26 protein-coding genes and 3 tRNA genes are annotated in these 25,325 nt (G+C 69.8%); 5 read left to right on the top strand and 24 right to left on the bottom strand.

Annotated elements, in window-relative coordinates:
• Positions 1 to 7: 7 nt before the first annotated feature.
• From BAY60_RS08555 to rplJ, 12 genes are all read right to left on the bottom strand, one after another.
• On the bottom strand, positions 8 to 580 hold the full coding sequence (locus BAY60_RS08555) for a hypothetical protein (protein ID WP_112280211.1): 573 nt from the start codon (positions 578 to 580) through the stop codon (positions 8 to 10).
• Positions 581 to 616: 36 nt separating this feature from the next.
• Positions 617 to 1,876 (bottom strand): MCE family protein, encoded by a 1,260-nt coding sequence (locus BAY60_RS08550; RefSeq protein ID WP_112280210.1) that lies wholly within the window; start codon positions 1,874 to 1,876, stop codon positions 617 to 619.
• 169 nt (positions 1,877 to 2,045) lie between these two features.
• Positions 2,046 to 3,251, bottom strand: a complete 1,206-nt coding sequence (locus BAY60_RS08545) for an MCE family protein (protein ID WP_112280209.1) — start codon at positions 3,249 to 3,251, stop codon at positions 2,046 to 2,048.
• On the bottom strand, positions 3,251 to 4,435 hold the full coding sequence (locus BAY60_RS08540; protein WP_112280808.1) for an MCE family protein: 1,185 nt from the start codon (positions 4,433 to 4,435) through the stop codon (positions 3,251 to 3,253). Before BAY60_RS08540 ends, BAY60_RS08545 begins: the two co-directional genes overlap by 1 nt.
• Positions 4,432 to 5,418, bottom strand: a complete 987-nt coding sequence (locus BAY60_RS08535) for an MCE family protein (protein WP_112280807.1) — start codon at positions 5,416 to 5,418, stop codon at positions 4,432 to 4,434. Before BAY60_RS08535 ends, BAY60_RS08540 begins: the two co-directional genes overlap by 4 nt.
• On the bottom strand, positions 5,415 to 6,446 hold the full coding sequence (locus BAY60_RS08530; protein WP_112280208.1) for an MCE family protein: 1,032 nt from the start codon (positions 6,444 to 6,446) through the stop codon (positions 5,415 to 5,417). Before BAY60_RS08530 ends, BAY60_RS08535 begins: the two co-directional genes overlap by 4 nt.
• A complete protein-coding gene (locus BAY60_RS08525; RefSeq protein ID WP_112280207.1) occupies positions 6,443 to 7,792 on the bottom strand; it encodes an MCE family protein in 1,350 nt (449 codons plus the stop codon). The genes BAY60_RS08530 and BAY60_RS08525 overlap by 4 nt, the downstream gene beginning before the upstream one ends.
• A gap of 31 nt (positions 7,793 to 7,823) precedes the next feature.
• Positions 7,824 to 8,663, bottom strand: coding sequence for an MlaE family ABC transporter permease (locus BAY60_RS08520; RefSeq protein WP_112280206.1), 840 nt, complete (start codon positions 8,661 to 8,663; stop codon positions 7,824 to 7,826).
• Between the two features lie 7 nt (positions 8,664 to 8,670).
• The gene (locus BAY60_RS08515) at positions 8,671 to 9,465 is read right to left on the bottom strand and encodes an MlaE family ABC transporter permease (protein WP_112280205.1); all 795 of its coding nucleotides are present in this window, start codon (positions 9,463 to 9,465) and stop codon (positions 8,671 to 8,673) included.
• Complete coding sequence (locus tag BAY60_RS08510; protein ID WP_112280204.1) at positions 9,462 to 10,613, bottom strand: ABC transporter ATP-binding protein; 1,152 nt, start codon at positions 10,611 to 10,613, stop codon at positions 9,462 to 9,464. Before BAY60_RS08510 ends, BAY60_RS08515 begins: the two co-directional genes overlap by 4 nt.
• 220 nt (positions 10,614 to 10,833) lie before the next feature.
• A complete protein-coding gene (gene rplL / locus BAY60_RS08505) occupies positions 10,834 to 11,226 on the bottom strand; it encodes a 50S ribosomal protein L7/L12 (protein WP_112280203.1) in 393 nt (130 codons plus the stop codon).
• A gap of 51 nt (positions 11,227 to 11,277) precedes the next feature.
• Positions 11,278 to 11,823 carry a 50S ribosomal protein L10 gene (rplJ, locus tag BAY60_RS08500; protein WP_112280202.1) on the bottom strand — a complete coding sequence of 182 codons (546 nt, stop codon included), beginning with the start codon at positions 11,821 to 11,823 and terminating at the stop codon, positions 11,278 to 11,280.
• 400 nt (positions 11,824 to 12,223) lie between these two features.
• On the opposite strand from rplJ, the gene BAY60_RS08495 reads away from it, so the two are divergent.
• Entirely contained in the window at positions 12,224 to 13,174 is a 951-nt protein-coding gene (locus BAY60_RS08495; RefSeq protein WP_112280201.1) for a hypothetical protein, read from the top strand.
• Between the two features lie 60 nt (positions 13,175 to 13,234).
• Here the strand turns inward: BAY60_RS08495 and rplA are convergent, their stop codons facing one another.
• The 5 genes from rplA to BAY60_RS08470 form a co-directional block, all read right to left on the bottom strand.
• Entirely contained in the window at positions 13,235 to 13,957 is a 723-nt protein-coding gene (rplA, locus tag BAY60_RS08490; protein WP_112280200.1) for a 50S ribosomal protein L1, read from the bottom strand.
• An 81-nt stretch (positions 13,958 to 14,038) separates the two neighbouring features.
• The gene (gene rplK, locus BAY60_RS08485) at positions 14,039 to 14,470 is read right to left on the bottom strand and encodes a 50S ribosomal protein L11 (RefSeq protein ID WP_112280199.1); all 432 of its coding nucleotides are present in this window, start codon (positions 14,468 to 14,470) and stop codon (positions 14,039 to 14,041) included.
• A 76-nt stretch (positions 14,471 to 14,546) separates the two neighbouring features.
• Positions 14,547 to 15,344 carry a transcription termination/antitermination protein NusG gene (gene nusG / locus BAY60_RS08480; protein WP_112280198.1) on the bottom strand — a complete coding sequence of 266 codons (798 nt, stop codon included), beginning with the start codon at positions 15,342 to 15,344 and terminating at the stop codon, positions 14,547 to 14,549.
• Positions 15,345 to 15,428: 84 nt separating this feature from the next.
• Positions 15,429 to 15,884, bottom strand: coding sequence for a preprotein translocase subunit SecE (gene secE, locus BAY60_RS08475; protein ID WP_112280197.1), 456 nt, complete (start codon positions 15,882 to 15,884; stop codon positions 15,429 to 15,431).
• Between the two features lie 34 nt (positions 15,885 to 15,918).
• A tRNA-Trp gene (locus tag BAY60_RS08470) sits at positions 15,919 to 15,991 on the bottom strand.
• 182 nt (positions 15,992 to 16,173) lie between these two features.
• On the opposite strand from BAY60_RS08470, the gene BAY60_RS08465 reads away from it, so the two are divergent.
• The 4 genes from BAY60_RS08465 (at position 16,174) to BAY60_RS08450 (ending at position 19,744) form a co-directional block, all read left to right on the top strand.
• Positions 16,174 to 17,406 carry a pyridoxal phosphate-dependent aminotransferase gene (locus tag BAY60_RS08465; RefSeq protein WP_112280196.1) on the top strand — a complete coding sequence of 411 codons (1,233 nt, stop codon included), beginning with the start codon at positions 16,174 to 16,176 and terminating at the stop codon, positions 17,404 to 17,406.
• A gap of 103 nt (positions 17,407 to 17,509) precedes the next feature.
• Entirely contained in the window at positions 17,510 to 17,860 is a 351-nt protein-coding gene (locus BAY60_RS08460) for a GntR family transcriptional regulator (protein WP_112280195.1), read from the top strand.
• Positions 17,857 to 18,846: a DUF1648 domain-containing protein gene (locus tag BAY60_RS08455; protein ID WP_112280194.1), complete on the top strand. Its 990-nt coding sequence runs from the start codon at positions 17,857 to 17,859 to the stop codon at positions 18,844 to 18,846. Before BAY60_RS08460 ends, BAY60_RS08455 begins: the two co-directional genes overlap by 4 nt.
• Before the next feature lie 19 nt (positions 18,847 to 18,865).
• On the top strand, positions 18,866 to 19,744 hold the full coding sequence (locus BAY60_RS08450) for an SGNH/GDSL hydrolase family protein (protein ID WP_112280193.1): 879 nt from the start codon (positions 18,866 to 18,868) through the stop codon (positions 19,742 to 19,744).
• An 80-nt stretch (positions 19,745 to 19,824) separates the two neighbouring features.
• Here the strand turns inward: BAY60_RS08450 and BAY60_RS08445 are convergent, their stop codons facing one another.
• The 7 genes from BAY60_RS08445 to BAY60_RS08415 all read right to left on the bottom strand — a co-directional run bounded on the left by BAY60_RS08445 (position 19,825) and on the right by BAY60_RS08415 (position 25,246).
• Positions 19,825 to 20,229: a MaoC family dehydratase gene (locus BAY60_RS08445; protein WP_112280192.1), complete on the bottom strand. Its 405-nt coding sequence runs from the start codon at positions 20,227 to 20,229 to the stop codon at positions 19,825 to 19,827.
• Entirely contained in the window at positions 20,229 to 20,672 is a 444-nt protein-coding gene (locus BAY60_RS08440; RefSeq protein WP_112280191.1) for a MaoC family dehydratase N-terminal domain-containing protein, read from the bottom strand. The genes BAY60_RS08445 and BAY60_RS08440 overlap by 1 nt, the downstream gene beginning before the upstream one ends.
• A gap of 80 nt (positions 20,673 to 20,752) precedes the next feature.
• Positions 20,753 to 21,844 carry a S1 family peptidase gene (locus BAY60_RS08435; protein ID WP_112280190.1) on the bottom strand — a complete coding sequence of 364 codons (1,092 nt, stop codon included), beginning with the start codon at positions 21,842 to 21,844 and terminating at the stop codon, positions 20,753 to 20,755.
• 164 nt (positions 21,845 to 22,008) lie between these two features.
• On the bottom strand, positions 22,009 to 22,173 hold the full coding sequence (gene rpmG / locus BAY60_RS08430; protein WP_112280189.1) for a 50S ribosomal protein L33: 165 nt from the start codon (positions 22,171 to 22,173) through the stop codon (positions 22,009 to 22,011).
• Between the two features lie 151 nt (positions 22,174 to 22,324).
• Positions 22,325 to 22,397, bottom strand: a tRNA-Met gene (locus BAY60_RS08425).
• Positions 22,398 to 22,450: 53 nt separating this feature from the next.
• Positions 22,451 to 22,523 (bottom strand) — tRNA-Thr (locus BAY60_RS08420).
• 74 nt (positions 22,524 to 22,597) lie between these two features.
• Positions 22,598 to 25,246 carry a putative bifunctional diguanylate cyclase/phosphodiesterase gene (locus BAY60_RS08415; protein ID WP_112280188.1) on the bottom strand — a complete coding sequence of 883 codons (2,649 nt, stop codon included), beginning with the start codon at positions 25,244 to 25,246 and terminating at the stop codon, positions 22,598 to 22,600.
• Between the last annotated feature and the right edge of the window lie 79 nt (positions 25,247 to 25,325).

Below are 25,325 nucleotides of genomic sequence, written 5' to 3'. Positions count from 1 at the left end.
TGACGCGTTACTGGCCCGTACCGGCGACCGGCACCTCGCCGATTCCGGACAGCTTCCACACCTGGTCGCCGCCGTCGTCGACGCGGGTCATCTCGACCTCGAGCCGCAGCACCTTGGTGCCCTCGTTGTCGCCCTGCTTGACCTGGGTCTTGACCATCGCCAGCGCGCTGGCCTTGCCCTCGTGCTCGTTGAGCTCCTCGACGGCGACGTCCTGCACGGTGGACACCACCTTGGTCTTGGCGTCCTCGATGGCCTTGCGGTAGGTCTTCTCCGACTGGTTGATCTGGTTGAGCAGATCACCCGTGGTGACTTCCTTCTGCCTGCTGAAGTAGGCGTCCAGGTTCTCGTAGTCGAGCTCCGTGTAGGCCGTCACGGCGTTGCCCGCGGCGCGCACGACGTTCTCCCTGGCCGCGGCGATGTTGGCGGTGTCGTCCGAAGACGCGGCCCACCACATGATCCCGAAGGTCACGGCGACCACGAAGGCCGCCGCGGCCAGCGCGGCGCTGCCCAGCACCAGCCACCGTGGCGGCCGCCGGGTGGGACCGTCAGCGGGGGTGCTCCGCTGCTCGTCCGAACTCATAGCGCTCCAGAGTAGGTCGGGTGTGTGATCTCGGCGTCAGCCCGGCAGCCCCACCAGCTGGCTCAGGCTCGTGATGGACAGCCCAGGGCTGCCCGCCACCCCGGGCACGCCGCGCAGGGAGGCCAGCTCCTCCTCGTCCCTGGTGGAGTTGGACCGCACCTGCTCCTGGCTCGGCTCCACCGGCACACCGTTGAACGGCGCGTTCTGGGACCCGCGGACGCTGATCGGGCTGCCCGGCGGCTCCGCGCAGTAGGCGTCGGCCTTGGGCGGGCGTTCCGTGGTGTCGTTGCCCGCACGGTACTGCTCGGGCGGCCGGTAGCCCTTGGTGCACGAGGGCGGGTTGAACATGTTCAGCGCCAGGCCCAGGTGCGCCGTGCCGTCGCCGGGAGTGACGCTGAACGCGCCCGTGGCCACCACCGGATAGGTCACCAGCGCCTGCTCGAGGCCGTCCTGCCTGGTGATCATCAGGTTCGACGTGGTGAGCAGGTTCGCCACCAGCGAGCTCAGGCCGGGGCCGGTCTCGGCGAGCACCGCGTTGATCTGGTCGGCCGCCCGCGGGGTGGCGTCGATGAGCCTGCGCAGGTCGCCGTCGGAGTTCTTCAGCGTCTCCGACAGCGACGCCAGGTCGCGGCTGAACGAGCGCATCGACCCGGACAGCTCGTTCTGCGTGTTCAGCACGACGTTGCCCTGCTCCAGCAGCTGCACGGTCTGCGGCAGGTACTGTTGGGCGACCCGGGTGAAGTCGCGGGTGGTGTCCATCAGCACCTGCAGGTCGTCGCCCGTGCCCTGGAAGGCGTCGTAGGACTCGTCGACCACCGTGCGCAGCGCGTCGGTGGGCACCGACGAGGCGAGGCTGTTCAGGTCGCCGATCACCTTCTCCGTGGGCACCGGGGTGTCGGTGCGCTCGGCCGGGATCACGGACCCGTTCTCCAGGAACGGGCCCTGCTCGGTGACCGGGCGCAGGTCGACGTACTGCTCGCCGACCGCCGAGCGGTTCGCGACGACGGCGTGCAGGTCCTCCGGCACCTTCGGTGCCTCCGGCTCGATGTTGAGGTCGGCCTGCAGGCCCGTCTTGGTGAGGCTGAGCCTGCCCACCTTGCCGATGTTGAAGCCGCGGTAGGTCACCTCGGCGCCGGTGAAGATGCCGCCCGACTCGGTGAGCTGCATGTGCACGGTGTAGCCGCCGGAGCCGAAGGCCTTCTCGACCTCGGTGAACCGCACGAGGGCGTAGACGATCGCGACGATCGAGATGATCGCGAAGGCGATGAGCTGGATCCTCGTCTTGCGTACCAGCATCAGCCCGCACCCCCTGTGTTGTCTCGGACGCGCACACGCGATCGCGTCGCCGGGGCATCCTCGCAGCAGTACCGGTCACCGGCGTGAGAGCGGATGCCCCGCCCCCGCGATCGCGGGGCCTCCGGCCGGGGCGCGTCCCGGTGGCCGCGCTCTACGACGCGCGCGCACATCAGCCCGCACCCCCCGACAGGATCGAGAAGATCCCCTCCACGCCCGTCGGCTGGGGCTGCTGCCCGCTCTGCTGGCCGCCCGGCGGCGGGCTCTGCGTGCCCGGCACCGGCAGCGGCGGAGGGGCGTTCTCCGGCGTGCCCTGCTGGCCGCTGGTCAGCCCACCGAGGATCGGCACGTCCTGCAGCGGGTTCTGCCTGCTGCGGCCCATGTTGGCCAGCACCTCCCCCAGGTTGAGGTCGATGGTGGCGTAGAGGTTGAAGTAGTCGCCCTTCGCGCCCTCCACCGCGGCGTCGCTGAACGGGTAGGTCAGCAGCAGTTCCAGCGCCTTCGGCAGGTCCGAGCCCGCCTCGCCGAGCTTGCGCAGCGTCGGCAGCAGCGCCTTGAGGTTCGCCACCAGGTCCTCCTGGCTGGCGTTGACCGTGTCGACGGCCACCGTGGAGAGCCGGTCGAGTGCCTGCAGCATCGTCACCAGCTGGCCGCGCTGCTGTTCGAGCACCTGCAGGCCGGGCCCCAGGTTCTCGATCGCGCCGGCGATCTGGTCGCGCTGCGCGTTGAGCGTCGACGACAGCCGGTTGAGCCCGTCGAGAGCGCGGGTGATGTCGCTCGACTGCGCGTCCAGCGTGCTCACCAGCCGGTCGGCGTTGTGCAGCAGAGCCTTGATGTCCGGCTCGTTGCCCTCGAGTGTGTTGTTCAGCTCCTTGGTGATGGTGTTGAGCTGCTCGACACCGCCGCCGTTGAGCAGCATGGACAGTGCGCCGAGCACCTCCTCCACCTCGACGCTGCGGTTGGTGCGCGCCACCGGGATGAGGTCGCCGTCGGCGAGCTCGGCCTGCGACGGCGCCTCGGCAGGAGGCGTGAGCTCGACGTACTTCTCGCCGAGCAGGCTGGACTGGCGCAGGTTGGCGACGGCGTTGGCCGGCAGCGTCACGTCGCCGTTGACGAGCAGGGTGACCTCGGCGGTCCAGCCGTCCTCGGCGAGGCCGACGTTCTCGACCTGGCCCACGGGCACCTCGTTGACCCGCACGCCCGACTGGGGCACCAGGTCGAGCACGTCACGGAACTGCACCTTCACCCGGTAGGGGTCGTCGCCGAGGTCGGCGCCGCCCGGCAGCGGGACGTCGTAGATCCCCTCGAACCCGCAGCCGGACACCGCCAGCAGGGCCGCGGCGGACATCGCGACGACGGCCTTGTGCAGGCGCCTCATCACTGGCCACCTCCCGAACTCACCAGCTGGTCGGTCAGCGGAAGCGGCAGCGGCGGCAGCTGCCCCTGGTTCAGGGCGTTGACCGACTGCGCCAGCGACGGCAGCGGCAGCGCCTTGTCCAGCAGGGGCGCGACCGAGCCGCACGCCTCACCGACCGCGTCGAGCGCTTCGGGAGTCTGCTTGAGGAAGTTGCAGATCATCACGATCGGCGGCTGGGTCAGCTCGTTGAGGTTGGCCCGGGCGTCGAGCGTGCCGGAGGACGCGTTGTAGGTGTTGGCGAGGTTGCCCAGCGCCAGCGGCGCGATGTCGAGCGTCTCGGCAAGCGCGGCGCGCTGGTCGACGAGCACCCGCGTGATCGAGGAGAGCTTGTCGACGTTGGACTTCACCCGGCCCCGGTTGGCCTGGATGAAGTCGCGGACCGAGTACAGGGTGGTGCCGAGCTGGCGCACGGTCGCCGACAGGTTGTCCTTCTCCCCCGCCAGGTACGAGCTGACGTCGGCGAGCTGGGTCTCGAACCGGCGGACCTCGTCGTCGCTGTTCGCCAGTGTCGTCGACAGCTTGGCGAGGTTCTCGACGGTCTTGAACAGGTCGCCGGAGTTGCCGGAGAGGGTGCCCGCGGCCATGCTGAGCTTGGTGATCGTGTCGTTGAGCATCCTGCCGTTGCCGTCCATGTTGGCGGACAGGGTGTTCAGCAGGTCCGACAGCGAGCCGTCGGCGTTGGCGCCGTTCGGGCCGAGCGACTCCGAGACCCGGCTCAGGCTCTCGCCCAGCTGGTCGATCTCGAGCGGCACGGCGGTGCGGTTCATCGGGATCACCGAGCCGTCGTCGAGCTGGGAGCCCCCCGTGTAGGCGGGGGCGAGCTGGACGTAGCGGTCGGAGACCAGCGACGGCGCGACGATCACGGCCTGCGCGTCAGCGGGGACCGAGACCTCCCGGTCGTAGGTCATGTCGACCTTCACCTTGTCGCCCAGGGGCTCGACGTTGGTGACCTCGCCCATCTGCACGCCGAGCACGCGCACGTCGTTGCCCTCGTAGAGGCCGATCGCGGTCGGGAAGTAGGCGGTGACGTGCTTGACGCCCGCGTCCTTGAGCGTCCACCACAGCCCGCCCGCGACCACGAGGCCGAGGACGCACGCGATCGCGACGCCGCGAGCGAGGCTCTGTCCGAAGCGGGTGTCGGTCATCGCGCGTGGCACCCCTCTTCGTTGAGCGGCCCGATGGAGGGCAGCAGCAGGCCGCAGATGTAGTTGTCGAACCAGCGGCCGTTGCCGATCGTGTTGTTGAACACGCGGATGAACGGCGCGAACCGTTTGATCCCCTCGGCGAGCGAGTCCTGGTTGCGCTGCAGCATGCCGGTGAGCTGGTCGAGCTCCTTCAGGACCGGGTCGAGCTGGGCCTGGTTGTCGTCGACGAGGCCCTGCAGCTGGGTGGCGAGGTCGCGGCTGCCCTGGAGCAGCGCCGAGATGGCCTGCTCCCTGCGGGCCAGTTCCGCGAGCAGCAGGTTGCCGTCCTCCATCAGCTTGGACAGCTGCGCGTCCCGGTCGGCCAGCGTCTGGCTGACCTGCCTGGTGTTGGCGAGCAGCGTGGCCAGCTGGCGGTCGCGGGAGGCGATCGTGTCGGACAGCCGGGAAAGGCCGGTCAGCGCGCCGCGCACGTCGTCCGGGGTTCCGGACAGGGTCTGGCTGAGCACGTCGAAGCTCTGCGCGAGCTGGTCGGTGTCGATCTGGTCGGCGGTCTGCGACAGGCCGCGGAACGCCTCGAGCACGTCGTACGGGGCGGCGGTGCGTTCCCGGGGGATGGTCTCGCCGGGGTCGAGCGCGGCGTCGCCGACCGGGTCGAGCGCCACGTACTTCTGGCCGAGCAGGGTCTTGATCTTGATGGCGGCGCTGGTGCGGTCGCCCAGCCACGCGTCCTTGACCTTGAAGGAGACGCGCACGACGTCGCCCGCGAGTTCGATGTCGGTGACCTTGCCGACCTTGACGCCCGCGACGCGGACCTCGTCCTCGGTCTGCAGGCCCGCCGCCTCGCTGAAGTCGGCCGTGTAGGTGGTGCCGCCGCCGATGATCGGCAGGTCGTCGGAGTTGAGCGCGGCGACGGTGCCGAGCACCATCAGGACGATGCCGACGACGGCGATCGGGATCGGGTTGCGCTTGGAGAAGCTCTTCATGCCGTGCACCGCTCCCTGCTCGCCGGCTGGATCGGCAGGTCCACCGGCTTGCTCATCAGGCCCGGGATCTGCACGCTGCCGTGCGTCTCGCACAGGTAGAAGTTGAACCAGGAGCCGTAGTCGGCGGTGGCGGCCATCCGTGTGACCTTCTCGGGCAGGAACCGGATGAAGTGTTCCACGACCGGCTCGTTGTCGTTGAGGTTGCCCGCCAGCACGCCCAGCGCCTTGATGTCCTCCTTCAGCGGCTGCCTCGCCTCGCCGAGCAGGCCCGCGGTGGTGCTGGTCAGCTCGCCGAGGGACTCGATGGCCTGCCCGATGGGCTCGCGGTCGGCCGCAAGGCCGGAGACGAACTGCTGCAGGCGCGTGATGAGGTCCGACAGCTGCGGTGTGCGCTCGTTGATGGTGGCCAGCACGTTGTTGAGGTTGTCGATGACCTGGCCGATCACCTTGTCCTTCTCGGCGATCGTGGTGGTCAGCGACGCGGTGTGCGACAGCAGGCTCTCCACCGTGCCGCCCTCGCCCTGCAGCACCTGGATGATCTCGTAGGAGAGCTTGTTGACGTCCTCGGGCGCGAGCGCCCGAAACAGTGGCTTGAACCCGTTGAACAGTTCCGTGAGGTCCAGCGCAGGCCGCGTGCGTTCCAGCGGGATCGTGTCGCCGGGCTCCAGGGTGCCGCCGATCTCGCCGGTGCCGCGATCGAGCGAGATGTAGCGCTGCCCGACGAGGTTGCGGAACTTGATGGTGGCGGTGACGCCGGCGGGCAGGGTGCGGCCCGCGTCGACCTCGAACTCCACCTCTGCCTGCCTGCGGTCGGCGATGCGCACGGCGGCGACCTGGCCGACGCGCACGCCCGCGATGCGGACGTCGTCGCCGGGGATCACCATCGTCGCGTCGGTGAACCGGGCCGTGTAGGTCTTGGTGCTGGCGAGGTTCACGTTCGCGATGCTGATGCCGAGGACCGCGGTGAACACGACGGTGACGACGATGAAGATCACCAGCTTCGTCAGCGGCGCTCCCACATTTCTCACCGGACAGTCACCTCCGCCCCTCGGTAGAGCGGTGCGACGAGCAGGGCGCCCCAGCCGGGCACCTCGGCGGAGTCCATCCCGATCTGCGGCCCGATGAGCCGCGAGAGCAGGGCGTACTCGGCCGACGAGTTGGCCGGGTTGCCGCCCGCGGTGGTGCCGGAGCCGTTGTAGCCGCCCGCGTTGGCGGCGTTGTTCGCCGGGTTCAGCCCGTCGTTCTGCGAGCGGGCGGGCGGCGGCGAGGTGCTGCCGTCCCGCAGCGGCCCGTCCGGCGGGTGCTGCGGGAACGGGTCCGGGTACTGCTCCATGTCGTAACAGCGTGGTCCGCGCTTGTCGTTGTACTCGGGTTCGTCCTGGCCGGGCTTGTACGGGCCGCGGTTGGTGGTGATCTCGATGGTGGCGTGCAGGCCGGGTTTGGAGGTGCCCTTGCCGAAGGCCCTGTCGATGCGCGGCAGCAGCTCGGCCATCTGCCCGAGGAAGCACGGGTACTCCGGCGCGTACCTGGCCAGCAGCTCGGCCGTGGGCCGGGCCGTCTCCCCGAGGCTGATGATGTTGCTCGCGTTGGCCTCGAGGAAGGACTGCAGGTTCACCGAGACGTTGGTCATGCTCCCGTAGAGGGTCTGCAGGTTCTGCCGCTGCTCGACGATCGTGCGGCTGGTGGTGGTGAGGTTGTCGAGCGTGCGCACGAGGTCGGGCGCGGCGGCGGTGAGGTTGTCGGAGAACGTGGCGAGCTGGCGCAGGTTCTCCTGCAGGTCGGGCAGGTGCGGGTTGAGCCTGCCGAGGTAGTCGCCGAGCTCGGACAGGGTCTGGCCGAGCGGCTCGCCCCTGCCCTGCAGCGCCGTCGAGATCGCGGTGAGCGTGCTCGAGAGCTTCTGCGGCTGCACCGCCTGCAGCACCGGCATGAGACTTTCCAGCGCCTGCTCCAGCTCGATGGCGCTGGAGGTGCGGTCCTGCGGGATCACGTCGCCGTTGCGCAGGCTCTGCGGCGAAGGGTCGTCCGGGATCTCCAGGGAGACGAACCGCTCGCCGAACAGCGTCTTCGGCAGGAACCGGGCCGACACGTTGCTGGGCACCAGGTCGGCCTGGTCGGGGCGCAGGTGCAGGGTGAGTTCGGCGCCCGTCTCGGTCGGCGTGATGTCGGCGACGCTGCCGACGATCAGGCCGCGCACCTTGACGTCGGAGTTCTCGGTGAGCTGGTTGCCGATCTTGTCGGCCTGGAGCTTGACGGTGACGAACGTCGAGAAGCTCTTGTTGTAGATCGCGACGCTGAGCGCCACCCCGCCGACGAGCAGGGCGATCAGAAGCAGGCCCAGCAGCCTGCGGCGCAGCGTGACCATGGCCGCCTTCATGCTGCGTCCTCCGCGTACCCTGTCCTGCCCGTCATCCGGCGATCCTCACCGTCGTGTCCGTGCCCCAGATGGCGAAGCCGATGAAGAAGTTCACCACCGCGACCGTGACGATCGACAACCGGACCGCGCGGCCGACGGCGACGCCGACGCCTGCCGGGCCACCGCTGGCGCGGTAGCCGTAGTAGCAGTGGGTGAGGATGATCAGCACACTGAAGATCAGCACTTTGACGAACGAGTAGAAGACGTCCTGCGGTGGCAGGAACAGGTCGAAGTAGTGGTCGTACGTGCCCGCCGACTGGTCGTAGATGTAGATGACCACCAGCCGGGACGCCAGGTAGGAGCTGAGCAGACCGATCACGTAGAGCGGGATGACCGCCACGAACCCCGCGATGATCCGCGTCGTCACCAGGTACGGCAGGCTCGGCACGCCCATGACCTCGAGCGCGTCGATCTCCTCGGAGATGCGCATGGCGCCGAGCTGGGCCGTGAAGCCGGCGCCGACGGTCGCGGACAGGGCGAGCCCCGCCACGAGCGGTGCGATCTCCCGCGTGTTGAAGAACGAGGTGAGGAAGCCGGTGAACGCCGACGTGCCGATGGAGTTCAGGGCCGAGAAGCCCTGCAGACCGACGAGCACACCGGTGAAGAGCGTCAGCCCGATCATCACGCCGACCGTGCCGCCGATGACCGCGAGCGAGCCGGAGCCGAAGCTGACCTCGGCGAGCAGACGCAGCACTTCCTTCGTGTACCGCCGCAGCGTCCTGGGCGCCCAGGCGATCGCGCGCAGGTAGAACGACATCTGGTCGCCGAGGGTGTCGAGCGTCTCCAGCGGCCGGTTCGCGATCCGTTTCGCGTTCTGGGATAGGGATGCCATGGTCGTCTCAGTCCAACTTCGCCGGAACGATCTGCAGGTAGATCAGCGTGATCACGAAGTTGACCACGAACAGCAGCAGGAACGTGATGACGACGGACTGGTTGACCGCGTCGCCGACGCCCTTCGGCCCCGGTGGGGGGTTCAGGCCCCGGTAGGCGGCGACCACCGCGGCGATGAAGCCGAAGATCAGCGCCTTGAGCTCGCCGACCCACAGGTCGGGCAGCTGCGCGAGCGCCGAGAAACTGGCGAGGTAGGCGCCGGGTGTGCCGTCCTGGAGCACGACGTTGAAGAAGTAGCCGCCGAGCACGCCGATGACGCTGACCATGCCGTTGAGCAGCAGCGCGACGAGCATGCAGGCGAGCACCCTCGGCACGATGAGCCGCTGCACCGCGGAGACGCCGAGCACCTCCATGGCATCGATCTCCTCGCGGATGGTGCGCGCGCCGATGTCGGCACAGATGGCCGAGCCGCCCGCACCGGCGACGAGCAGCGCCGTGACCAGTGGGCTGGCCTGCTGCACGGTGGCGAGGACGCTGCCCGCGCCCGTGTAGGACTGGGCGCCGAGCTGGCGGGCCAGCGAACCGAACTGCAGCGAGATGACCGCGCCGAAGGGGATGGCGACCAGCGCGGTCGGCAGGATCGTGACGCTGGCGATGAACCACGACTGCTGGATGAACTCGCGCAGCTGGAAGGGCCGCTGGAAGATTCCGCGGCCGACGTCCAGGCCGAGGGCGAACAGCTTCCCGGTCTCGCGGAGCATCCCGATGCCGGGGACCCTGGCCGTCGAGGCCCCAGAGCTCATGAGGTTCCCTGGTCGTACCGGGGCAGCCGCTGGGTGGGGTGCGACTGCGTGGACTGGGGCTCCCGCCAGCCGCCGCCGTCCGGGAGCTGGGCGACGTCCTCGGTGGGCAGCTGGCCGCGCCGCGCGCCGACGGTGCTGTGCTGTTCGCCGATGCCGTAGTAGCGCCGGTCCTCGGGGCTGAGCGAGTCGAGGATGCCCTGCTGGGCGGCCGGGGGCAGGGTGTGCAGGATCTTCATCACGCGGTCCTTGCGGCGCCGTGCGCCCTGCCGCTCCGGCACGCCGGGGGCGGGCTGCATCTGCGGCGGGATGCCCACGACCTCTTCCACACCACCCGCGTGGTGGCCTGCCTCGAACATGGCGCGCTCGGCGGCCATCGTCGCCGAGTCCTTCTCCTCGCTCATACCGATCGGGCCGTCCATGCGGCCGTTGAGGAACTGTTTGACCACCGGTTCCTCGCTGGTGAGCAGCACCTCGCGCGGCCCGAACATGACCAGCTCCTTGCGGAAGAGCATGCCCAGGTTGTCCGGCACCGTCCTGGCCAGGTTGATGTTGTGGGTGACGATCAGGAACGTGGCGTCGATCTGGGCGTTCACGTCGAGGAACAGCTGGGAGATGTAGGTGGTGCGCACCGGGTCGAGGCCGGAGTCGGGCTCGTCGACCAGGATGATCTCCGGGTCCAGCACCAGCGCCCGCGCGAGGCCCGCGCGCTTGCGCATACCGCCGGAGATCTCGCCGGGCAGTTTCTTCTCGGCGCCGGCGAGACCGGTCATCTCCAGCTTTTCGAGCACGATCCTGCGGATCTCGGTCTCGGACTTCTTGGTGTGCTCGCGCAGGGGGAAGGCGACGTTGTCGTAGAGGTTCATCGAGCCGAAGAGCGCGCCGTCCTGGAACAACACGCCGAACAGCTTGCGCGTCTCGTACAGCTTGTGTTCCGAGCAGCGCACGATGTCCACGCCGTTGATGACGCACTTGCCGCGGTCGGGCTTGAGCAGCCCGATCATCGACTTGAGGAACACCGACTTGCCGGTGCCCGACGGGCCCAGCATCACCGAGACCTCGCCCGGTGGCAGCGTCAGCGTCACATCACGCCAGATGGCCTGCTTACCGAAGGACTTCGTCAAGCCCTCGATGACCACCTCGGCACCCATCGCACCTCCCGGAGCTTTTTCGCGGCGACACGCCCCGAAGCCTGCGTCACCCACATGCAACGAGTTGAGTGCGCACAGGTTACTCGCCAGTTTCAGTCAGTAAGCCACCGCTCGGCCGTTTGGCAGGGGTGCAAGGTAACCCACGCGTGTTTCGCACGCACGAAAAGGGCGGGCACCTGCCGCAGCAGATGCCCGCCCTTCGCGTTGGGCCGGGGTCAGCTCACTTGAGCGAGACCTGCGCGCCGGCGGCCTCGAGCTTCTCCTTGGCGGCGTCCGCCGCCTCCTTGTCGACCTTCTCGAGCAGGGGCTTCGGGGCGCCCTCGACGAGCTCCTTGGCCTCCTTCAGGCCCAGGCCGGACACGATCTCGCGGACGACCTTGATGACCTGGATCTTCTTGTCGCCCGCGCCCTCGAGCACGACGTCGAACTCGTCCTGCTCCTCCTCGGCCGGGGCGGCACCGCCGGCGGCGGCACCCGGGGCGGCGACGGCCGCGACCGGCGCGGCGGCGGTGACGTCGAAGGTCTCCTCGAACTTCTTCACGAAGTCGGAGAGCTCGAGCAGCGTCAGCTCCTTGAACGCGTCGAGCAGTTCGTCAGTGCTCAGCTTCGCCATGATGGCGTTCCTTTCTCGTACGGACTCTGTCGTCGGGGGTGGGGTGTTCGGTCAGCTCTCGGCACTGTCGCCTTCGCCGCCCTCGGACTTGCGCTTGTCCTCGAGCGCGGCGGCAAGGCGGGCGACCTGGGACGCCGGCGCCTGGAACAGCGCGGCGGCCTGGGACAGCTTCGCCTTGAACGCACCGGCGGCCTTGGACAGCACCACTTCGCGGCTCTCGAGGTCGGCGATCTGCTCGATCTCGGAGACGGTGAGCGGCCGCCCGTCCATGTAGCCGCCCTTGATCACGAGGGCGCTGTGGTCCTTGGCGAAGTTCTTCAGAGCCTTCGCGGCGTCGACCGGCTCACCCTCGATGAAGGCGATGGCGGTCGGGCCGACGAACAGCTCGTCGAGACCCTCGATGCCCGCGTCCTGAGCGGCACGCTTGACGAGGGTGTTCTTCGCGACCCGGTACTTGGCGGTGTTGCCGAGAGCGCGGCGCAGCTCACCGAGCTGGGACACGGAGAGGCCGGTGTACTCGGTGACAACGGTTGCCGAGCTGTTGCGGAACCTGTCCGCGATCTCGGCGACGGCCGCCACCTTGTCGGGCTTCGCCATGGTCGCCTCCTCTCTGGGCTAGGTGACCACTGGCGCGCCCGGACCCCCAACACGACAAACGCCCCGGCGCAGCAGGCGCGGGGCGTCGGGCGCGCGGTGACGCGCGCGGCGATCCTCGTTCCTCCTGCGCGGGCCGCCCGCCGTGTCGCGGACCTTCGTTCCCGGAGCCGTGGAGCCCGGGAAGACCAGCGGTCTTCGGTAGAACCGCTGACCAGCATACGCGACCGCCCGCACACCCCCACCCCACCCCCACCAAAGCGCGTTTAGCGGGCGAACTGCACTACTGAGCAATGCTCACTACCGCGTTCTGCCCGCGAACTGCGCTCCGGGTGGGTCCGCGGAGTGCGTTTTGCGGGCTAAACGCGGTGCCGGGGCCACGAGGCGTGTGCGAGCGGGCATCATGGGTCACGTGGTGGAGCAGCGACCTGACGGAGAGCCCGGCCCCGAGCAGCGGCCGCCGGGCGAGCCCGCGCCCGGCTCGGAGATCGAGCCGGCACAGCAGAGCGCCCCTGCCGAGTCCGGAACGGGCGGCCAACAGCACCAGGCCCCGCCGCAGCTGGACCCCGAGCAGCTCCGCCAGTTCGAGGAGTTTCAGCAGTTTCAGCGCTTCCAGGAGTTCCAGCGGTTCCAGCAAGGGCAGCAGCCGCCGCAGCCGGGCGGTGAGCTCGCCGCGAGCCGGCAGCACCATCCCGCGCCGACGGCCACCCAGCAGCTCATCCCGCAGCAGCCTCCGCGCCCGCCGCGGAAGGTGCCCAGCTGGCTGCAGTGGCTCGGCAAGAAGGTGCTCGGCTGGCTGATCTTCTTCATCCTGCTCGCGATCGCGCTGACCTGGGCCTACAACTACTTCATCGGCGGCAGCGACGACAGCGACAGCCCGGAGAGCCAGGCCCAGCTCGGCGGCCAGAAGCTCGAGAAGAACTTCCTGATGGAGGACGACCCGTACGGCGCCGTGCGGTTCGTCTACGACAACATCGCGCAGAATCTCGCTGAAGACGCCTGCCAGCGCTTCGACTACCCGAACGGTGCCGATCAGAAGTTCGCGCAGGATCTGGGGTACTCGAGCTGCCGGGAGGCCGTCACCGCCATCAACCGGCAACTGGCCAGCCCGGACGACTACGCCGAAGCCATTCCGTCGGGCGTGCCGACGGAGCTGTTCGACGAGGTGACCGCCATGAGACCGGGAGCCACCATCAAGGTCGACTCCTGCGACGCCACCGCATTGCGTGGGGGCGTCAAGGGCGGTCCCGCCCTCGGCACGTTCGTGCTGACCAAACAGAAGTACAAGAGTCAGTGGCTCATCACCGGACATGAGCCCGGGCCCAAGACCTGCCCGGCAACACCGAGCAACTGAGCGCACGCGAAAAGGGCGGCCACCCAGCACGGGTGGCCGCCCTTTCGGGACTCGCGGACGTTACGCGGTCGCGGGCTCCTCGGCGAGGAGGTCGCGGGTGCGCGCCGGGTCGACCTGGATGCCCGGACCCATGGTCGTGCTGAAGGTGACCTTCTTCACGTACCGGCCCTTGGCGGCCGACGGCTTCGCACGCAGCACCTCGTCGAGGGCCGCCGCGTAGTTCTCCACCAGCTTCTCGGCGTCGAACGACGTCTTGCCGATCACGAGGTGCAGGTTGGCCTGCTTGTCCACGCGGAAGCTGATCTTGCCGCCCTTGATGTCGGTGACGGCCTTGCCGACCGCCGGGGTGACGGTGCCGGTCTTCGGGTTCGGCATCAGGCCACGCGGGCCGAGGATGCGGGCCACCCGGCCGACCTTCGCCATCTGGTCCGGCGTCGCGATCGCGGCGTCGAAGTCGAGCCAGCCACCCTGGATGCGCTCGATCAACTCGTCGGAGCCGACCGCGTCGGCACCGGCGGCCTCGGCCTCGGCGGCCTTGTCGCCGGTGGCGAAAACGATGACGCGGACGGTCTTACCCGTTCCGTGCGGCAGGTTCACGGTGCCGCGGACCATCTGGTCGGCCTTACGGGGGTCCACGCCGAGTCGCATCGCGACCTCGACCGTGGCGTCCATCTTGACCTTGGAAGACTCCTTGGCGAGCCGCGCGGCCTCGAGCGGCGCGTACAGCCGCTCGCGGTCGATCAGCTCGGAGGCCTGACGATAGGCCTTGCTGCGCTTAGCCATGCTCTGTCCTTTTGCGAATAGTCTGTGGATCAGTTGTGGTCCGGGCCAGCGCCTGACCCTGCCACCGGCGACAAGGCGCCGTTATTCGACCGTGAGGCCCATCGACCGGGCGGTGCCGGCGATGATCTTCGCGGCCTGCTCGACGTCGTTGGCGTTGAGGTCGCTCTTCTTGGTCTCGGCGATCTCGCGCACCTGGTCCCAGGTGACCTTGCCGATCTTGGTCTTGTGCGGCTCGCCGCTGCCCTTCTCGACACCGGCGGCCTTCAGCAGCAGCTTCGCGGCCGGCGGGGTCTTGAGCTTGAAGTCGAACGAGCGGTCCTCGAACACAGAGATCTCGACCGGCACGACGTTGCCGCGCTGCGACTCGGTGGCCGCGTTATAGGCCTTGCAGAACTCCATGATGTTGACCCCGTGCTGACCCAGTGCCGGGCCCACGGGGGGCGCCGGGTTGGCGGCGCCCGCCTGGATCTGCAGCTTGATGATCGCTGCAAGCTTCTTCTTCTTGGGTGGCATTCTTCGTCCCTGTTCAGTGATGCTCTCCTCGCGCACCTGCCGTGGCGCGAGGACCGACCGACCGCCGCAGCGGCCGTCAGATCTTGGAGACCTGGTTGAACGACAGCTCGACCGGCGTCTCGCGGCCGAAGATCGACACCAGGACCTTCAGTTTCTGCGCGTCCGCGTTGACCTCGCTGATCGTCGCGGGCAGCGTGGCGAACGGACCGTCCATGACGGTGACCGACTCGCCCACCTCGAAGTCCACCTCGACGGCACGGCCCGCGGCCGGGGCCTCCGCGGCGGCGGGCTCGCCCTTGCCCGCCTTCGCGGGCGCGGCCTTCTCCACCTGCGGCGCCAGGAACTTCAGCACGTCGTCGAGCGACAGCGGCGACGGCTTGGACGTCGCGCCGACGAAGCCGGTGACGCCCGGCGTGTTCCGCACGGCACTCCACGAGGCGTCGTTGAGGTCCATCCGCACCAGGATGTAGCCGGGCAGCACCTTGCGCTGCACCTGCTTACGCTGGCCGTTCTTGATCTCGGTGACCTCCTCGGTGGGCACCTCGATCTGGAAGATGTAGTCCTCGACGTCCAGGGTCTGCCGACGGGTCTCGAGGTTGTTCTTGACCTTGTTCTCGTAGCCGGCGTACGAGTGCACGACGTACCACTCGCCCGGCAACGACTTCAGCTCCGCGCGCAGCGCCTCGACCGGGTCCTGCTCCTCGGCCTGCTCCGCGGCGGCAGCGGTGTCGGCCTCCGTGTCCTCGGCGGCCTCGACCGGCGCCTCGGCGGGCTCGGTGTATTCCGAGTCCGCTTCACCGGTGGCCGCGAGCACCTGCTCGTCGGAGAGGCCGGTCAGGTCCTGACCGGCTCCTGAGCCGTTCTCGGAGGTCACTTTCCGTCCTCTCAGTTGATCGCGTGTGGTGGTCGCGGTCGCCGACTCATCGACTCCCGCCACCCGCGAGGCCTGACGGGCCGCTCAGTTGCCGAATACGAAATCCATGCCCTCGAGGAACAGGATGTCGAGTCCGGCGACCAGGGCCACCATGAACGCCACGAACACCAGCACCACCGAGGTGTAGGTGATCATTTGCTTGCGCGTCGGCCAGATGACCTTGCGCAGCTCGGCCCATACCTCGCGTACGAACCGCGTGAGGCGCGCGAACAGGGAAGCCTGCTTCGCGTCCTTGCGGGTCCGCTTCGGCGTCGGCCTGTCCTTGCCGACGGGCTTGGCGGCCTTGTCCGATGCCTTCCCCTTCGGCGCGGGGCGCTTCTTCGCGTCCGCACCCTTCCCGGCCTCGGAGTCGGCCTCGGAGCCCGTGCCGGCAGGGCGCGCGGAGGCACGGCGCTCACGCCGAGCCGCGGCGGTGACCGGACGGGAGTCAGAGCGCTTCGCGCCCTTCTCCTTGTCGTCCTTCTCGCCGTCCTCGCTCACGAGCTACTCCTCCGCTCCACCTGACACGTCAACGCAGGGGTGACAGGACTTGAACCTGCAACCTGCGGTTTTGGAGACCGCTGCTCTGCCATTTGAGCTACACCCCTTTGAGCGGGAGATCCGCTCACCCGGACGCACGTCACCGGCCCCACCTCAGCCGCGGGGTCGAGTGTCGGACGTTCCAAGTTCGGCAGTCTACGGCAAGCCCGACAGCCACTTGCAACCGCGCCCTCCACTACGCGTCCGGGGCGGCGTCCGCGCCGGTCCGTCCCCGTGAAAAAATGTCGGTATGGCCACACCTGGAAGCACTGTCACCAGCCCTCGTTCTCGCGTCTCCGCCCGCATCGCGGGCATCACGCCGTCGGCGACCCTCGCCGTCGATGCGAAGGCGAAGGCGCTCAAGGCGGAGGGCCGCCCTGTGATCGGCTTCGGTGCCGGCCAGCCCGACTTTCCCACCCCCGACTACGTCGTCGAGGCCGCGGCCGCCGCGGTGCACGAGCGCACCAACCACGGCTACACCGCGGCAGGCGGACTGCCGGAGCTGCGGGAGGCCCTCGCGGCCAAGACGCTGCGCGACTCGGGCTTCGCGTGCGACCCCTCGCAGATCCTTGTGACCAACGGCGGCAAGCAGGCCGTTTATTCCGCGTTCGCCACGCTGCTCGACCCGGGCGACGAGGTGCTGCTGCTCGCGCCGTACTGGACGACCTACCCCGAGTCGATCACCCTCGCGGGTGGTGTCCCGGTACAGGTCACCGCCGACGAGTCCACCGGTTACCTGGCGACCGTCGAGCAGCTGGAAGCGGCCCGCACGGAGCGCACGAAGGTGCTGCTGTTCAACTCGCCGTCGAACCCGACCGGCGCCGTGTACCCGCGCGAGCAGGTCGAGGCGATCGGCCGCTGGGCCCTGGAGCACGGCATCTGGGTGGTCACCGACGAGATCTACGAGCACCTCGTCTACGACGGCGTCAAGGCCGAGTCGATGCCGGTGCTGGTGCCCGAGCTCGCCGACCAGACGCTGATCCTCAACGGTGTCGCGAAGACCTACTCGATGACCGGCTGGCGGGTCGGCTGGATCATCGGGCCGCAGGACGTCGTCAAGGCGGCGACCAGCTTCCAGTCACACATGTGCGGCAACGTCGCCAACGTCTCCCAGCGCGCCGCGCTCGCGGCGGTCGAGGGGCCGCTGGACATCGTCCACACGATGCGCGAGGCGTTCGACGCTCGGCGCAAGCGGATCGTGTCGCTGCTGTCCGGCATCCCGGGCGTGGAGTGCCCGACCCCGCAGGGCGCGTTCTACGCGTACCCGTCGGTGAAGGGTGTGCTGGGCAAGGAGATTCGCGGCGAGCGCCCCGCCGACACGGTCGCGCTGGCCGACCTGATCCTGCGTGAGGCCGAGGTCGCCGTGGTGCCGGGTGAGGCGTTCGGAACGCCCGGCTACTTCCGGTTCTCCTACGCGCTCGCCGAGGCCGACCTGGTGGAGGGTGTCACCCGCGTCGGCAACCTGCTCTCCGAGGCGAAGTAGCCCGTTCCCCGCGAGTTCCGGCGGCCCCGAGGACGACCTGTCCTCGGGGCCGCCGTCGTTGACGCTCCCCTCAAGGTGCGTTTGTTCTAGTATAGTTAGAACTATGTTGGTTCGCGTCGATCCTGGCTCGCCGGTGCCGTTGTTCGAACAGGTGGCCGCGTCGATCCGGCGGGCGCTCGCCGACGGTGAGGTCTCGCCGGGCGAGCAGCTGCCGCCCGGCCGTGAGCTCGCGGCGTCGCTGGAGATCAACGTGCACACCGTGCTGCGGGCCTATGCGCTGCTGCGCGACGAGGGACTCATCGAGCTGCGCCGTCGCCGCGGCGCGGTGGTCACCGGCGGCGCCGACATCCGGGCCAGGCTCACCGCGCTGGCGGGCGAGCTGGTCGGCGAGGCGCGGCGGGCGGGTGTGAGCGTCGAGGAACTCACCGGGATCGTGAGGGAGCAGTACTCATGAGGATCGGGACCGTGCGCCCCGTCGCGGCCATGCTGGCGCTGCCCGGGCTGGCTGCGGGGGCGGGCTGGCTGTTCCGGCGCGCCTGGGCACCGCGGCTGCCGGGGAGCGTCGCGATTCACTGGGGCCCCGAGGGCGTCGACCGCGGCGCGGATCTGGACGTCTTGACGGCTTGGACGCTCGGTGCCACGGGCGTTTTGGCCGTGGCGTCGGCCGTGCTCGCGATCGCCGGCATCCGTCGCGGCTACGGCGTGCGGCGGCCGGTCGTCGCGTTCGCGGCGTGGCTCGCCACGATGCCCGCGGCGTGTCTGATCGCCTCCCTGCAAGCCACGCTCGACGTGCCGTCGTGGCACCAGGCCGCGGGGGCGGGCGGGGTCATCGCGATCGTACTGGGGGTCAGCGGCGCCGCGGGGGCACTGGCCGCCGTCGTCGCGGGGCCCGGCACGGCACCGGAGCGGCCTGCCGGGGCGGCACCGGAGGGCCCGTCGCTGGGGCTGGCTCCGGGTGAGCGAGCGGCGTGGGTGGGTCGCACGACCAACGTCGGGCTGGCCGTGCTGCTGGCACTCCTCGTGCCGGCGATCGCATTGGCGACAATCCTGCTGACCGCCGCGGGGCCGGCACTGGCCGCCTACCTCGCCATCGGCGCGGTGTCGGTGCTGGTGGCGCTTGCTCTGGCGCGGATCAGCGTGGTCGTCGACTCCACCGGGGTCACCATCCGCATGGGCGCGTTCGGGCTGCCGCGGCGGCACGTGCCACTCGGCGACATCGCCGACGCGAGGGTCGAGCAGCTGGGCGTGCTGAGCGGCGGCGGGTTCGGGGTGCGCGTCAATCCGGTCAGCGGTTACACGGCCTACAAGATCCGCACCGGCCCCGCGCTGGCGCTGCATCTGCGTTCCGGATACCGGATCCTGGCCACCGTCGACCGGCCCGAGCAGGCGGCGGGGCTGGTCAACGACCTGGTGCGGCGCGAGTCGACGGGGCGGGCGTGATCGGCTAGAAACGCGGGTGATGACCACCTGGGCCCGCATCGCCGCCGTCACCGCACTCGCCGTCGCCGCGTCCGCGTGCGGTGGAGAGGAGAAACCCCGGCAGGGTCCGGAACAGCCGCCCGGCCGCTACGTGGCGCTCGGGGACTCCTACACCTCGGCACCGGCCACGGGCGATGCCGTGGGGTCCCCGCCCGGGTGCGACCGGTCGGCGAACAACTATCCCCGGCTGGTGGCCGCGAAGCTCGATCCGGCTGAGTTCGTCGACGTCAGCTGCAGCGGTGCCACCACCGAGCATCTCGTGTCGCCACAGCGGACTCAGGACGGCACCAACCCGCCTCAGCTCAACGCCGTGACGGCCGGAACGACGCTGGTCACGATCGGTATCGGGGGCAACGACGTTGGCCTCATCGGCCTGGCCGCGCGGTGCCGGACGCGGGATCCGGCCGCGTCGCCGTGCCGTGACCAGCTGACCGCGAGCGGGCGCGACGAGCTGCGGAACCGGCTCGACCGCGCCGCGGCGGCGGTGGGCGGGGCGCTGCGTCAGGTGACGGCCAGGGCGCCCGACGCGCGGGTGATCGTGGTCGGCTACCCGACGATCCTGCCCGCCGACCCGGACGCGTGCTGGCCCGAGCTGCCGTACAGCCCGCAGGACGTGGCCTACCTGCGACAGGGGCTCGAACGGTTCAACACGATCCTCGCCGAGCAGGCGCGGCGGCACGGCGCCGAGTTCGCCGACACCGCCGCCCCGACCCGCGGCCACGGGATGTGCGCGCCGCCGGAAGACCGCTGGGTCGAGGGCCCGGAGCCGGTGACGGGCGCGGCACCGCTGCACCCCACCGCCCGCGGCGAGGAGGCGATGGCCGCCGCCGTCCTGCAGTTAGCGGGCACAACGCGGTAGTGAGCATTGCTCAGGAGTGCAGTGAGCCCGCTAAACGCACGTCGGGGAGTGCAGTGAGCGGGCTGAACGCACTTCGGGGGTCAGAGGCGGACGACGGCCTGTGCCTTGCCGAGGACCGTCTTGCCGTCGAACTTGGCGGTGACGTCGACCCGAACGGTGCCGTCGTCGCGGACCTCGCCGATCTTGCCGGTGAACTCGACCAGCGCGCCCTCGTCGTCGTCCGGCACGACCACCGGACGGGTGAAGCGCACGCCGTAGGACACGACCCGGCCCGGGTCGCCGAGCCAGTCACTCACCATCCGGCCGCCGAGGGCCATGGTGAGCATGCCGTGCGCGATGACGTCCGGCAGGCCCACGCTCTTGGCGAAGCGCTCGTTCCAGTGAATCGGGTTGAAGTCCAGGGACGCGCCCGCGTAACGCACCAGCTGCGCCCGCGTGACCCGCACGGACAGCCCCGGAAGCTCGTCGCCGACCCGCACCGCCATCACTGCCCCCTCACCACGAGCTGCGCGTGCGTCGTGCACACGGGCTCGCCGTCCTCGGTGACGATGTCGGCGCGCACGTTGAGAAAGTCGTTGCCCGCGCGCGCGAAGATGTCGTCGATGTACGTCGTGAGCTGCAACCGGTCGCCGGCGCGCACCGGACGGTGGTGGGTGAACCTCTGGTCGCCGTGCACCATGCGTGAGTAGTCGAGTCCCAGCTCGGGGTCGGCGACGATCGCGTTGATCGCGGCCAGGTTGATGATCGTGAGGAATGTGGGGGGCGCGATCACGTCCGGGTAGCCCGCGGCCTTCGCGGCCCCGGCATCGCGGTAGAGGGCGCTGTCGTCGTCGATGGCATCGGCGAACTCGGCGATCTTCTCCCGGCTCACCTCGTACGTGCTGGCAGGCGGATACGTCCGGCCGACGAAGGAAGGATCCAAAGGCACCCGAGCAGGTTACCCGCGACCCCGGCGACGGCCGCCCGGCCGGGTCGCGCCGACCCGGCCGGGCACCGCCGCCTCCCCCGTCAGTTCAGCGAGACCCCGTAGGCGCTCAGCGCCTCGGTCACCGGCTGGAAGTACGAGTTGCCGCCGCCCATGCCGGAGGTGATCCCCAGCCCGACGCTGCCCGCGAACAGGCAGCCGCCGGAGTCACCGGAGTTGACGGCGGCGCTCGTCTGCACCAGTTCGTGCACCGCGCCCTCGGCGTAGTTCACGGTGACGTCCACGGCCTCGACCGTGCCGCAGGTGAGGTTGGTCGTGCTGCCGCTCTTGCAGATCTGCTGGCCCACCGTGGCGTCCGCCGCCGACGTGATCGCCTGGGTGGTTCCGTCCCACAACGTCACCTCGCCGGGCGCGCTGCCGGTGTCGTTGCGGATCAGGCCGTAGTCGTCGCCGGGGAAGCTCGCCTCGACCGACGGCCCGACGTTCCACTGCGCCACCGCGCCGGTGCAGTGCCCGGCGTCGACGATGTAGTTCTGGCCTCCGCGGTTGACGTTGAAGCCCGCCGAGCACCGGCTGCCGCCGCCCGTGATGGCCTCGCCGTTGTAGATGGCCTTGTGCATTTCGCCCGCGAAACGCTCCACGCGCACCGCGTCGCCGAAGCGGTCGGCCGTCGCGAGCAGTACGGACGCGGCGGCGTCGGCCGCCGCCTCGGACACCGTCACCACGACCTGGTTGGCCCGGGGATCGAGGCCGATGGAGGTGTGCGCCACCGGGGGCACGGCCTCGAGCGCGGCCCTCGCCGCGTCGAGCCGCGCGGTGGAACGGCTGACGAACCTGGCCGTGGCGCCTTCGGCGCGGACCTGCTCGGCCGCCGCCTCGGACACGACGTTCACCACGGGCAGGCCACGGGCGTCGAGATACCCGCCGACCTGCTGGTCGCCAAGGCGTGTGGTCAGCTCACTCAGCGTCCGGGCGCTGTCCTGCTGGACCCGGAGAATCCGCGCGGCGGCGGCGTCACTGACGCCGCGGTCCTCGGTGATCGTGGAGATCGCCGCCGCGGCCACGTCGCCCGAGTAGCCCTCGATACTCGTGGCGGACGCCGCCGTCGGCACCAGGACGCCGAGAGCGAGCCCTCCCGCCGCGGCCAAGCCGACAGTTCTGGACATTCGGTTCATACCGGCACTCACCTTTCGCAGGGTGTATCACCCGATAGAGTGACGGTGGTCACCAACAGGCCGGTAGCACCTTTCGTTGGATTCTTTCCAACACTGTCCAGGCATGACAAAACCGCCCCCGGCGGACCGAGGGCGGTTTCGAAGGCTGAGGATTCAGCGGAAGGTCAGCGGGTTTCCTTGTGCGTCCGGTGCGTACCGCAGTTCGGGCAGAACTTCTTCATCTCCAGGCGGTCCGGGTCGTTCCGCTTGTTCTTCCTGGTGATGTAGTTGCGGTTCTTGCACTCCTCGCACGCCAGCGTGATCTTCGGTCGCACGTCGGTGGCAGCCACATCGGCTCCTTCTAGCTACTCGGTTCCCCACCTGGTCGGGGGGTCCGGGGGGCGGAGCCCTCCCGGGCGGGGTCTGAGGGTCGCACCCCCAGGGCTTGGGCGGAGCGAGGCGGGTTTGCGCTCTTTCGCAAACACGGCTCCCCCGCTCGCGTAGCGGTGGCCGGACTTGAACCGGCGACACAGCGATTATGAGCCGCTTGCTCTACCGACTGAGCTACACCGCCTCACACAGTCAGGACCGCGATACTTCAGTGTACGCATCGCGGCCCCAACTCCGAGCCCCTTTACGGAATCGAACCGTAGACCTTCTCCTTACCATGGAGACGCTCTGCCGACTGAGCTAAAGGGGCGTGCTCAACGAGCCTCGAATAGAGTACATGAGCCGGTGACCAGCCGAACGAGGGGGGTCGGCACCGGAAAAGTCTCAGGTCAGCAGGGTCAGCACGGTCTCGGCCTTGTGCCCGGGCGAGCGCGCCGTGCGGGCCTGCAGCCACGCCTCCAGCCGCTCCTCGGACAGCGGGCGCGAGATCAGGTAGCCCTGCGCGACGTCGCAGCCCATCGCCTCCAGCTGGTCGCGGGCCACGTCCTCCTCGACACCCTCGGCCACCACCGTCAGTCCCAGCGAGTGCCCCAGCTCGACGATCGAGCGCACCACGGCGAGGTCGCCGAGATCGGTGCCCATGCCGAGCACGAAGCTCTTGTCGATCTTGACCTGGTCCACCGGCAGCTGCCGCAGGTAGGCCAGCGACGAGTAGCCGGTGCCGAAGTCGTCCACGGCCAGCACGATGCCGAGGCTGTGCAGCTCGCGCAGGATCGGCAGGGCCCGCTGCGGGTCGGCCATGACGCCGGACTCGGTGAGCTCGAAGGTCAGCAGCTCCGCGGGCACGCCGAACCGCTCCAGCGCGTCGGCGACCTTGGCCGGGAAGTCGGCGTCGGCCAGGTTGCGCACCGAGAGGTTCACCGCCACCGAGATCCGCAGGCCCTCGTCGAGCCAGCGGCGCACGCGATCGAGCGCCTTCTCCAGCACGAACGACGTGAGCGCGCCGACCAGGCCCGCCGCCTCGACGGCGGGCACGAACTCGTCAGGGTCGACCTTGCCGAACTCCGGATGCTGCCAGCGCACGAGAGCCTCGACACCCAGCACGTGCTTGCCCGGAAGCGACACCTTGGGCTGGTAGTGCACGCTGACCTGGCCGTCCTCCAGCGCCTGCCGGAACTGGGTGACCATCTGGAAGCGGCGCAGGAAGATCTGGCCCATGCTCGGCGCGTAGCCGCGGACCTCCTCGCCACCCCGGGTGGCCCGCACGGCCACGTCGGCGCGCTGCAGCAGGCCGTCGACGTCGCGGATGGGCCCGCTCTCCTCGACGGTGGTGGAGGCGTAGCCGACCATCGCGTTGGCCTCGACCGTGAGCCGGTCCACCGGGTACGGCACGGACAGCTGCTCCCGCAGCCGCTCCGCGATCTCGTGCGCGCCCTCGGCGGTGCAGTCCACGAGCAGAGCCGCGAACGAGGCGCCCTCCAGCCGCGCGACCGGGATGTCGGGGCCGAGCGCGTCGCGGAGCCGCCTGCCCGCCGCCATCACCATGCGGTCGGCCCAGGCGTAGCCGAGCGCGTCGCTGACGGTGGAGAACACGTCCAGGTCCACGCGCAGCGCCACACACTCCTCGCGCTCGTGCAGCGGCTCCCGCGCGACCTGGCGAAAGCCGGGCCGGTTGAGCAGCCCGGTGAGCGGATCGTGGTAGGCGTCGTGCCGCAGCGTGGCGAGCAGCCTGCGGTTGTCCAGCGCGGTCGCGAGGTGGCTGGCCATCGTGCCGAGCAGCTGCACGTCGTACTTGCCGAACCCCCGCCAGCGGGAGAGCCGGTCGTGTGCCTCGATGACGCCGAGCAGCTGGTTGGCGCTGCGCAGCGGCACGACGAGGGCCTCCTGCGCGCCCCGGTCGAGCAGTGCCGCGCGCACCTCGGGGTTGGCCTCGGTGATGCGGAAGTGCCGCACGTGGGCACCGGGAAGGCGCAGCAGCGGGTCGTCGGGCCGGACGTAGGCGGCAGGCAGCTGCTGGCCGCCGACGACGGCCCGCATGGGCTCGTCGGGCTCCAGCCGCAGCCGCAGCACGACCCGCGCCGCCGCGAGCTGGTCCTTGACCCGCTCGGCGATGGTCGACCACTCGCCGACGTCGATCTCCTCGCCCAGCTCCCCCGCCTTGCCCGCGGGCCGGGCGGCGGCCTGCTGGCCTGACCTCGCGACCATCAGGCTGACGTCGGAGAGCGCCTCCATGTCGCGCTGCTCGCGCAGCAGGTCGGAGTAGGCCCAGTACAGGGCGGCGAGGCCGAGGCTGACGGCGAGCACGATCGGCCAGGCCTCGGGGGTCTTGGAGATGACGAGGTAGCCGGTGAGGCCCACCGAGGCGTTGACGAAGCCCACGACGAGGATGCGCCCTGCCAGGCGCAGCACCGTGCCGACGCGCATCCGGCGGCGCAGCACCCGCACGGCCGCCATCGCGAGCAGCGTGCTGGCCAGCGGCGCGGTGAGCGTGCCGGCGAGCGCGGCGACCCACGGCATTCCGTCCGGCCCGCCGATGGCCTGGCTGACCAGGCCCGCCACGGCGAAGGCGCTGGTGACCTCGATGAGGAAGGCGCCGGCGTTGTAGAGCACCCGCCCGGTCACCTTGCGGGCGAGCAGGGTGGTCACACCCGCGACGACGTGGGCCGCGAGGACCACCTCGAACGGCGCGACGAAGAACCCGATGACGAGCGGGATCTCCGTGAACGAGATCGTCCACGAGATGCCGCTGCGCACGTCGACGTTGACGCCGAGCTGCTCGGCGCCGAGGAAGGCGAGCGCGAGCAGTGGTCCGATCCACCACAGGTGGACTGAGCCATCGAAGGGCAGCCACGTCGAGACCGCGGCCGCGGCCAGCAGCCCGACGGTGAGCACGACCGCGGTGTAGACCCGGAACCGGCGTTCGTCGGCGTGCGCCTCGGTGGTCGCGCCGGCTCCCTGGCGCAGTGCCGGTGCGGTGGTTGCGCTGGGCGCAGTCGCGGGAGAGCCGTCAGGCTCCTCGTGTGCGTCCGGCATGCAACCTCCTCCCGTCGCGCACGCCTGGGGACCGGATCCGCTGATGAAGGCCTTACTGTACCCCGGAGGGCGTATCAAG

The organism is Prauserella muralis, assembly GCF_003202285.1.
Lineage (GTDB): Bacteria > Actinomycetota > Actinomycetes > Mycobacteriales > Pseudonocardiaceae > Prauserella_B > Prauserella_B muralis.
Note: the sequence above shows the minus strand (reverse complement) of the source record. Positions and strands in the feature narration are given on the sequence as shown.

Bases quoted from the DNA above. Each gene is read 5' to 3' on its own strand.
- BAY60_RS08555 (WP_112280211.1), bottom strand. From the start codon at position 580: ATGAGTTCGGACGAGCAGCGGAGCACCCCCGCTGACGGTCCCACCCGG.
- BAY60_RS08550 (WP_112280210.1), bottom strand. From the start codon at position 1,876: ATGCTGGTACGCAAGACGAGGATCCAGCTCATCGCCTTCGCGATCATC.
- BAY60_RS08545 (WP_112280209.1), bottom strand. From the start codon at position 3,251: ATGAGGCGCCTGCACAAGGCCGTCGTCGCGATGTCCGCCGCGGCCCTG.
- BAY60_RS08540 (WP_112280808.1), bottom strand. From the start codon at position 4,435: ATGACCGACACCCGCTTCGGACAGAGCCTCGCTCGCGGCGTCGCGATC.
- BAY60_RS08535 (WP_112280807.1), bottom strand. From the start codon at position 5,418: ATGAAGAGCTTCTCCAAGCGCAACCCGATCCCGATCGCCGTCGTCGGC.
- BAY60_RS08525 (WP_112280207.1), bottom strand. From the start codon at position 7,792: ATGAAGGCGGCCATGGTCACGCTGCGCCGCAGGCTGCTGGGCCTGCTT.
- BAY60_RS08520 (WP_112280206.1), bottom strand. From the start codon at position 8,663: ATGGCATCCCTATCCCAGAACGCGAAACGGATCGCGAACCGGCCGCTG.
- BAY60_RS08515 (WP_112280205.1), bottom strand. From the start codon at position 9,465: ATGAGCTCTGGGGCCTCGACGGCCAGGGTCCCCGGCATCGGGATGCTC.
- BAY60_RS08510 (WP_112280204.1), bottom strand. From the start codon at position 10,613: ATGGGTGCCGAGGTGGTCATCGAGGGCTTGACGAAGTCCTTCGGTAAG.
- rplL (WP_112280203.1), bottom strand. From the start codon at position 11,226: ATGGCGAAGCTGAGCACTGACGAACTGCTCGACGCGTTCAAGGAGCTG.
- rplJ (WP_112280202.1), bottom strand. From the start codon at position 11,823: ATGGCGAAGCCCGACAAGGTGGCGGCCGTCGCCGAGATCGCGGACAGG.
- BAY60_RS08495 (WP_112280201.1), top strand. From the start codon at position 12,224: ATGGGTCACGTGGTGGAGCAGCGACCTGACGGAGAGCCCGGCCCCGAG.
- rplA (WP_112280200.1), bottom strand. From the start codon at position 13,957: ATGGCTAAGCGCAGCAAGGCCTATCGTCAGGCCTCCGAGCTGATCGAC.
- rplK (WP_112280199.1), bottom strand. From the start codon at position 14,470: ATGCCACCCAAGAAGAAGAAGCTTGCAGCGATCATCAAGCTGCAGATC.
- BAY60_RS08465 (WP_112280196.1), top strand. From the start codon at position 16,174: ATGGCCACACCTGGAAGCACTGTCACCAGCCCTCGTTCTCGCGTCTCC.
- BAY60_RS08460 (WP_112280195.1), top strand. From the start codon at position 17,510: ATGTTGGTTCGCGTCGATCCTGGCTCGCCGGTGCCGTTGTTCGAACAG.
- BAY60_RS08455 (WP_112280194.1), top strand. From the start codon at position 17,857: ATGAGGATCGGGACCGTGCGCCCCGTCGCGGCCATGCTGGCGCTGCCC.
- BAY60_RS08450 (WP_112280193.1), top strand. From the start codon at position 18,866: ATGACCACCTGGGCCCGCATCGCCGCCGTCACCGCACTCGCCGTCGCC.
- BAY60_RS08445 (WP_112280192.1), bottom strand. From the start codon at position 20,229: ATGGCGGTGCGGGTCGGCGACGAGCTTCCGGGGCTGTCCGTGCGGGTC.
- BAY60_RS08435 (WP_112280190.1), bottom strand. From the start codon at position 21,844: ATGAACCGAATGTCCAGAACTGTCGGCTTGGCCGCGGCGGGAGGGCTC.
- BAY60_RS08415 (WP_112280188.1), bottom strand. From the start codon at position 25,246: ATGCCGGACGCACACGAGGAGCCTGACGGCTCTCCCGCGACTGCGCCC.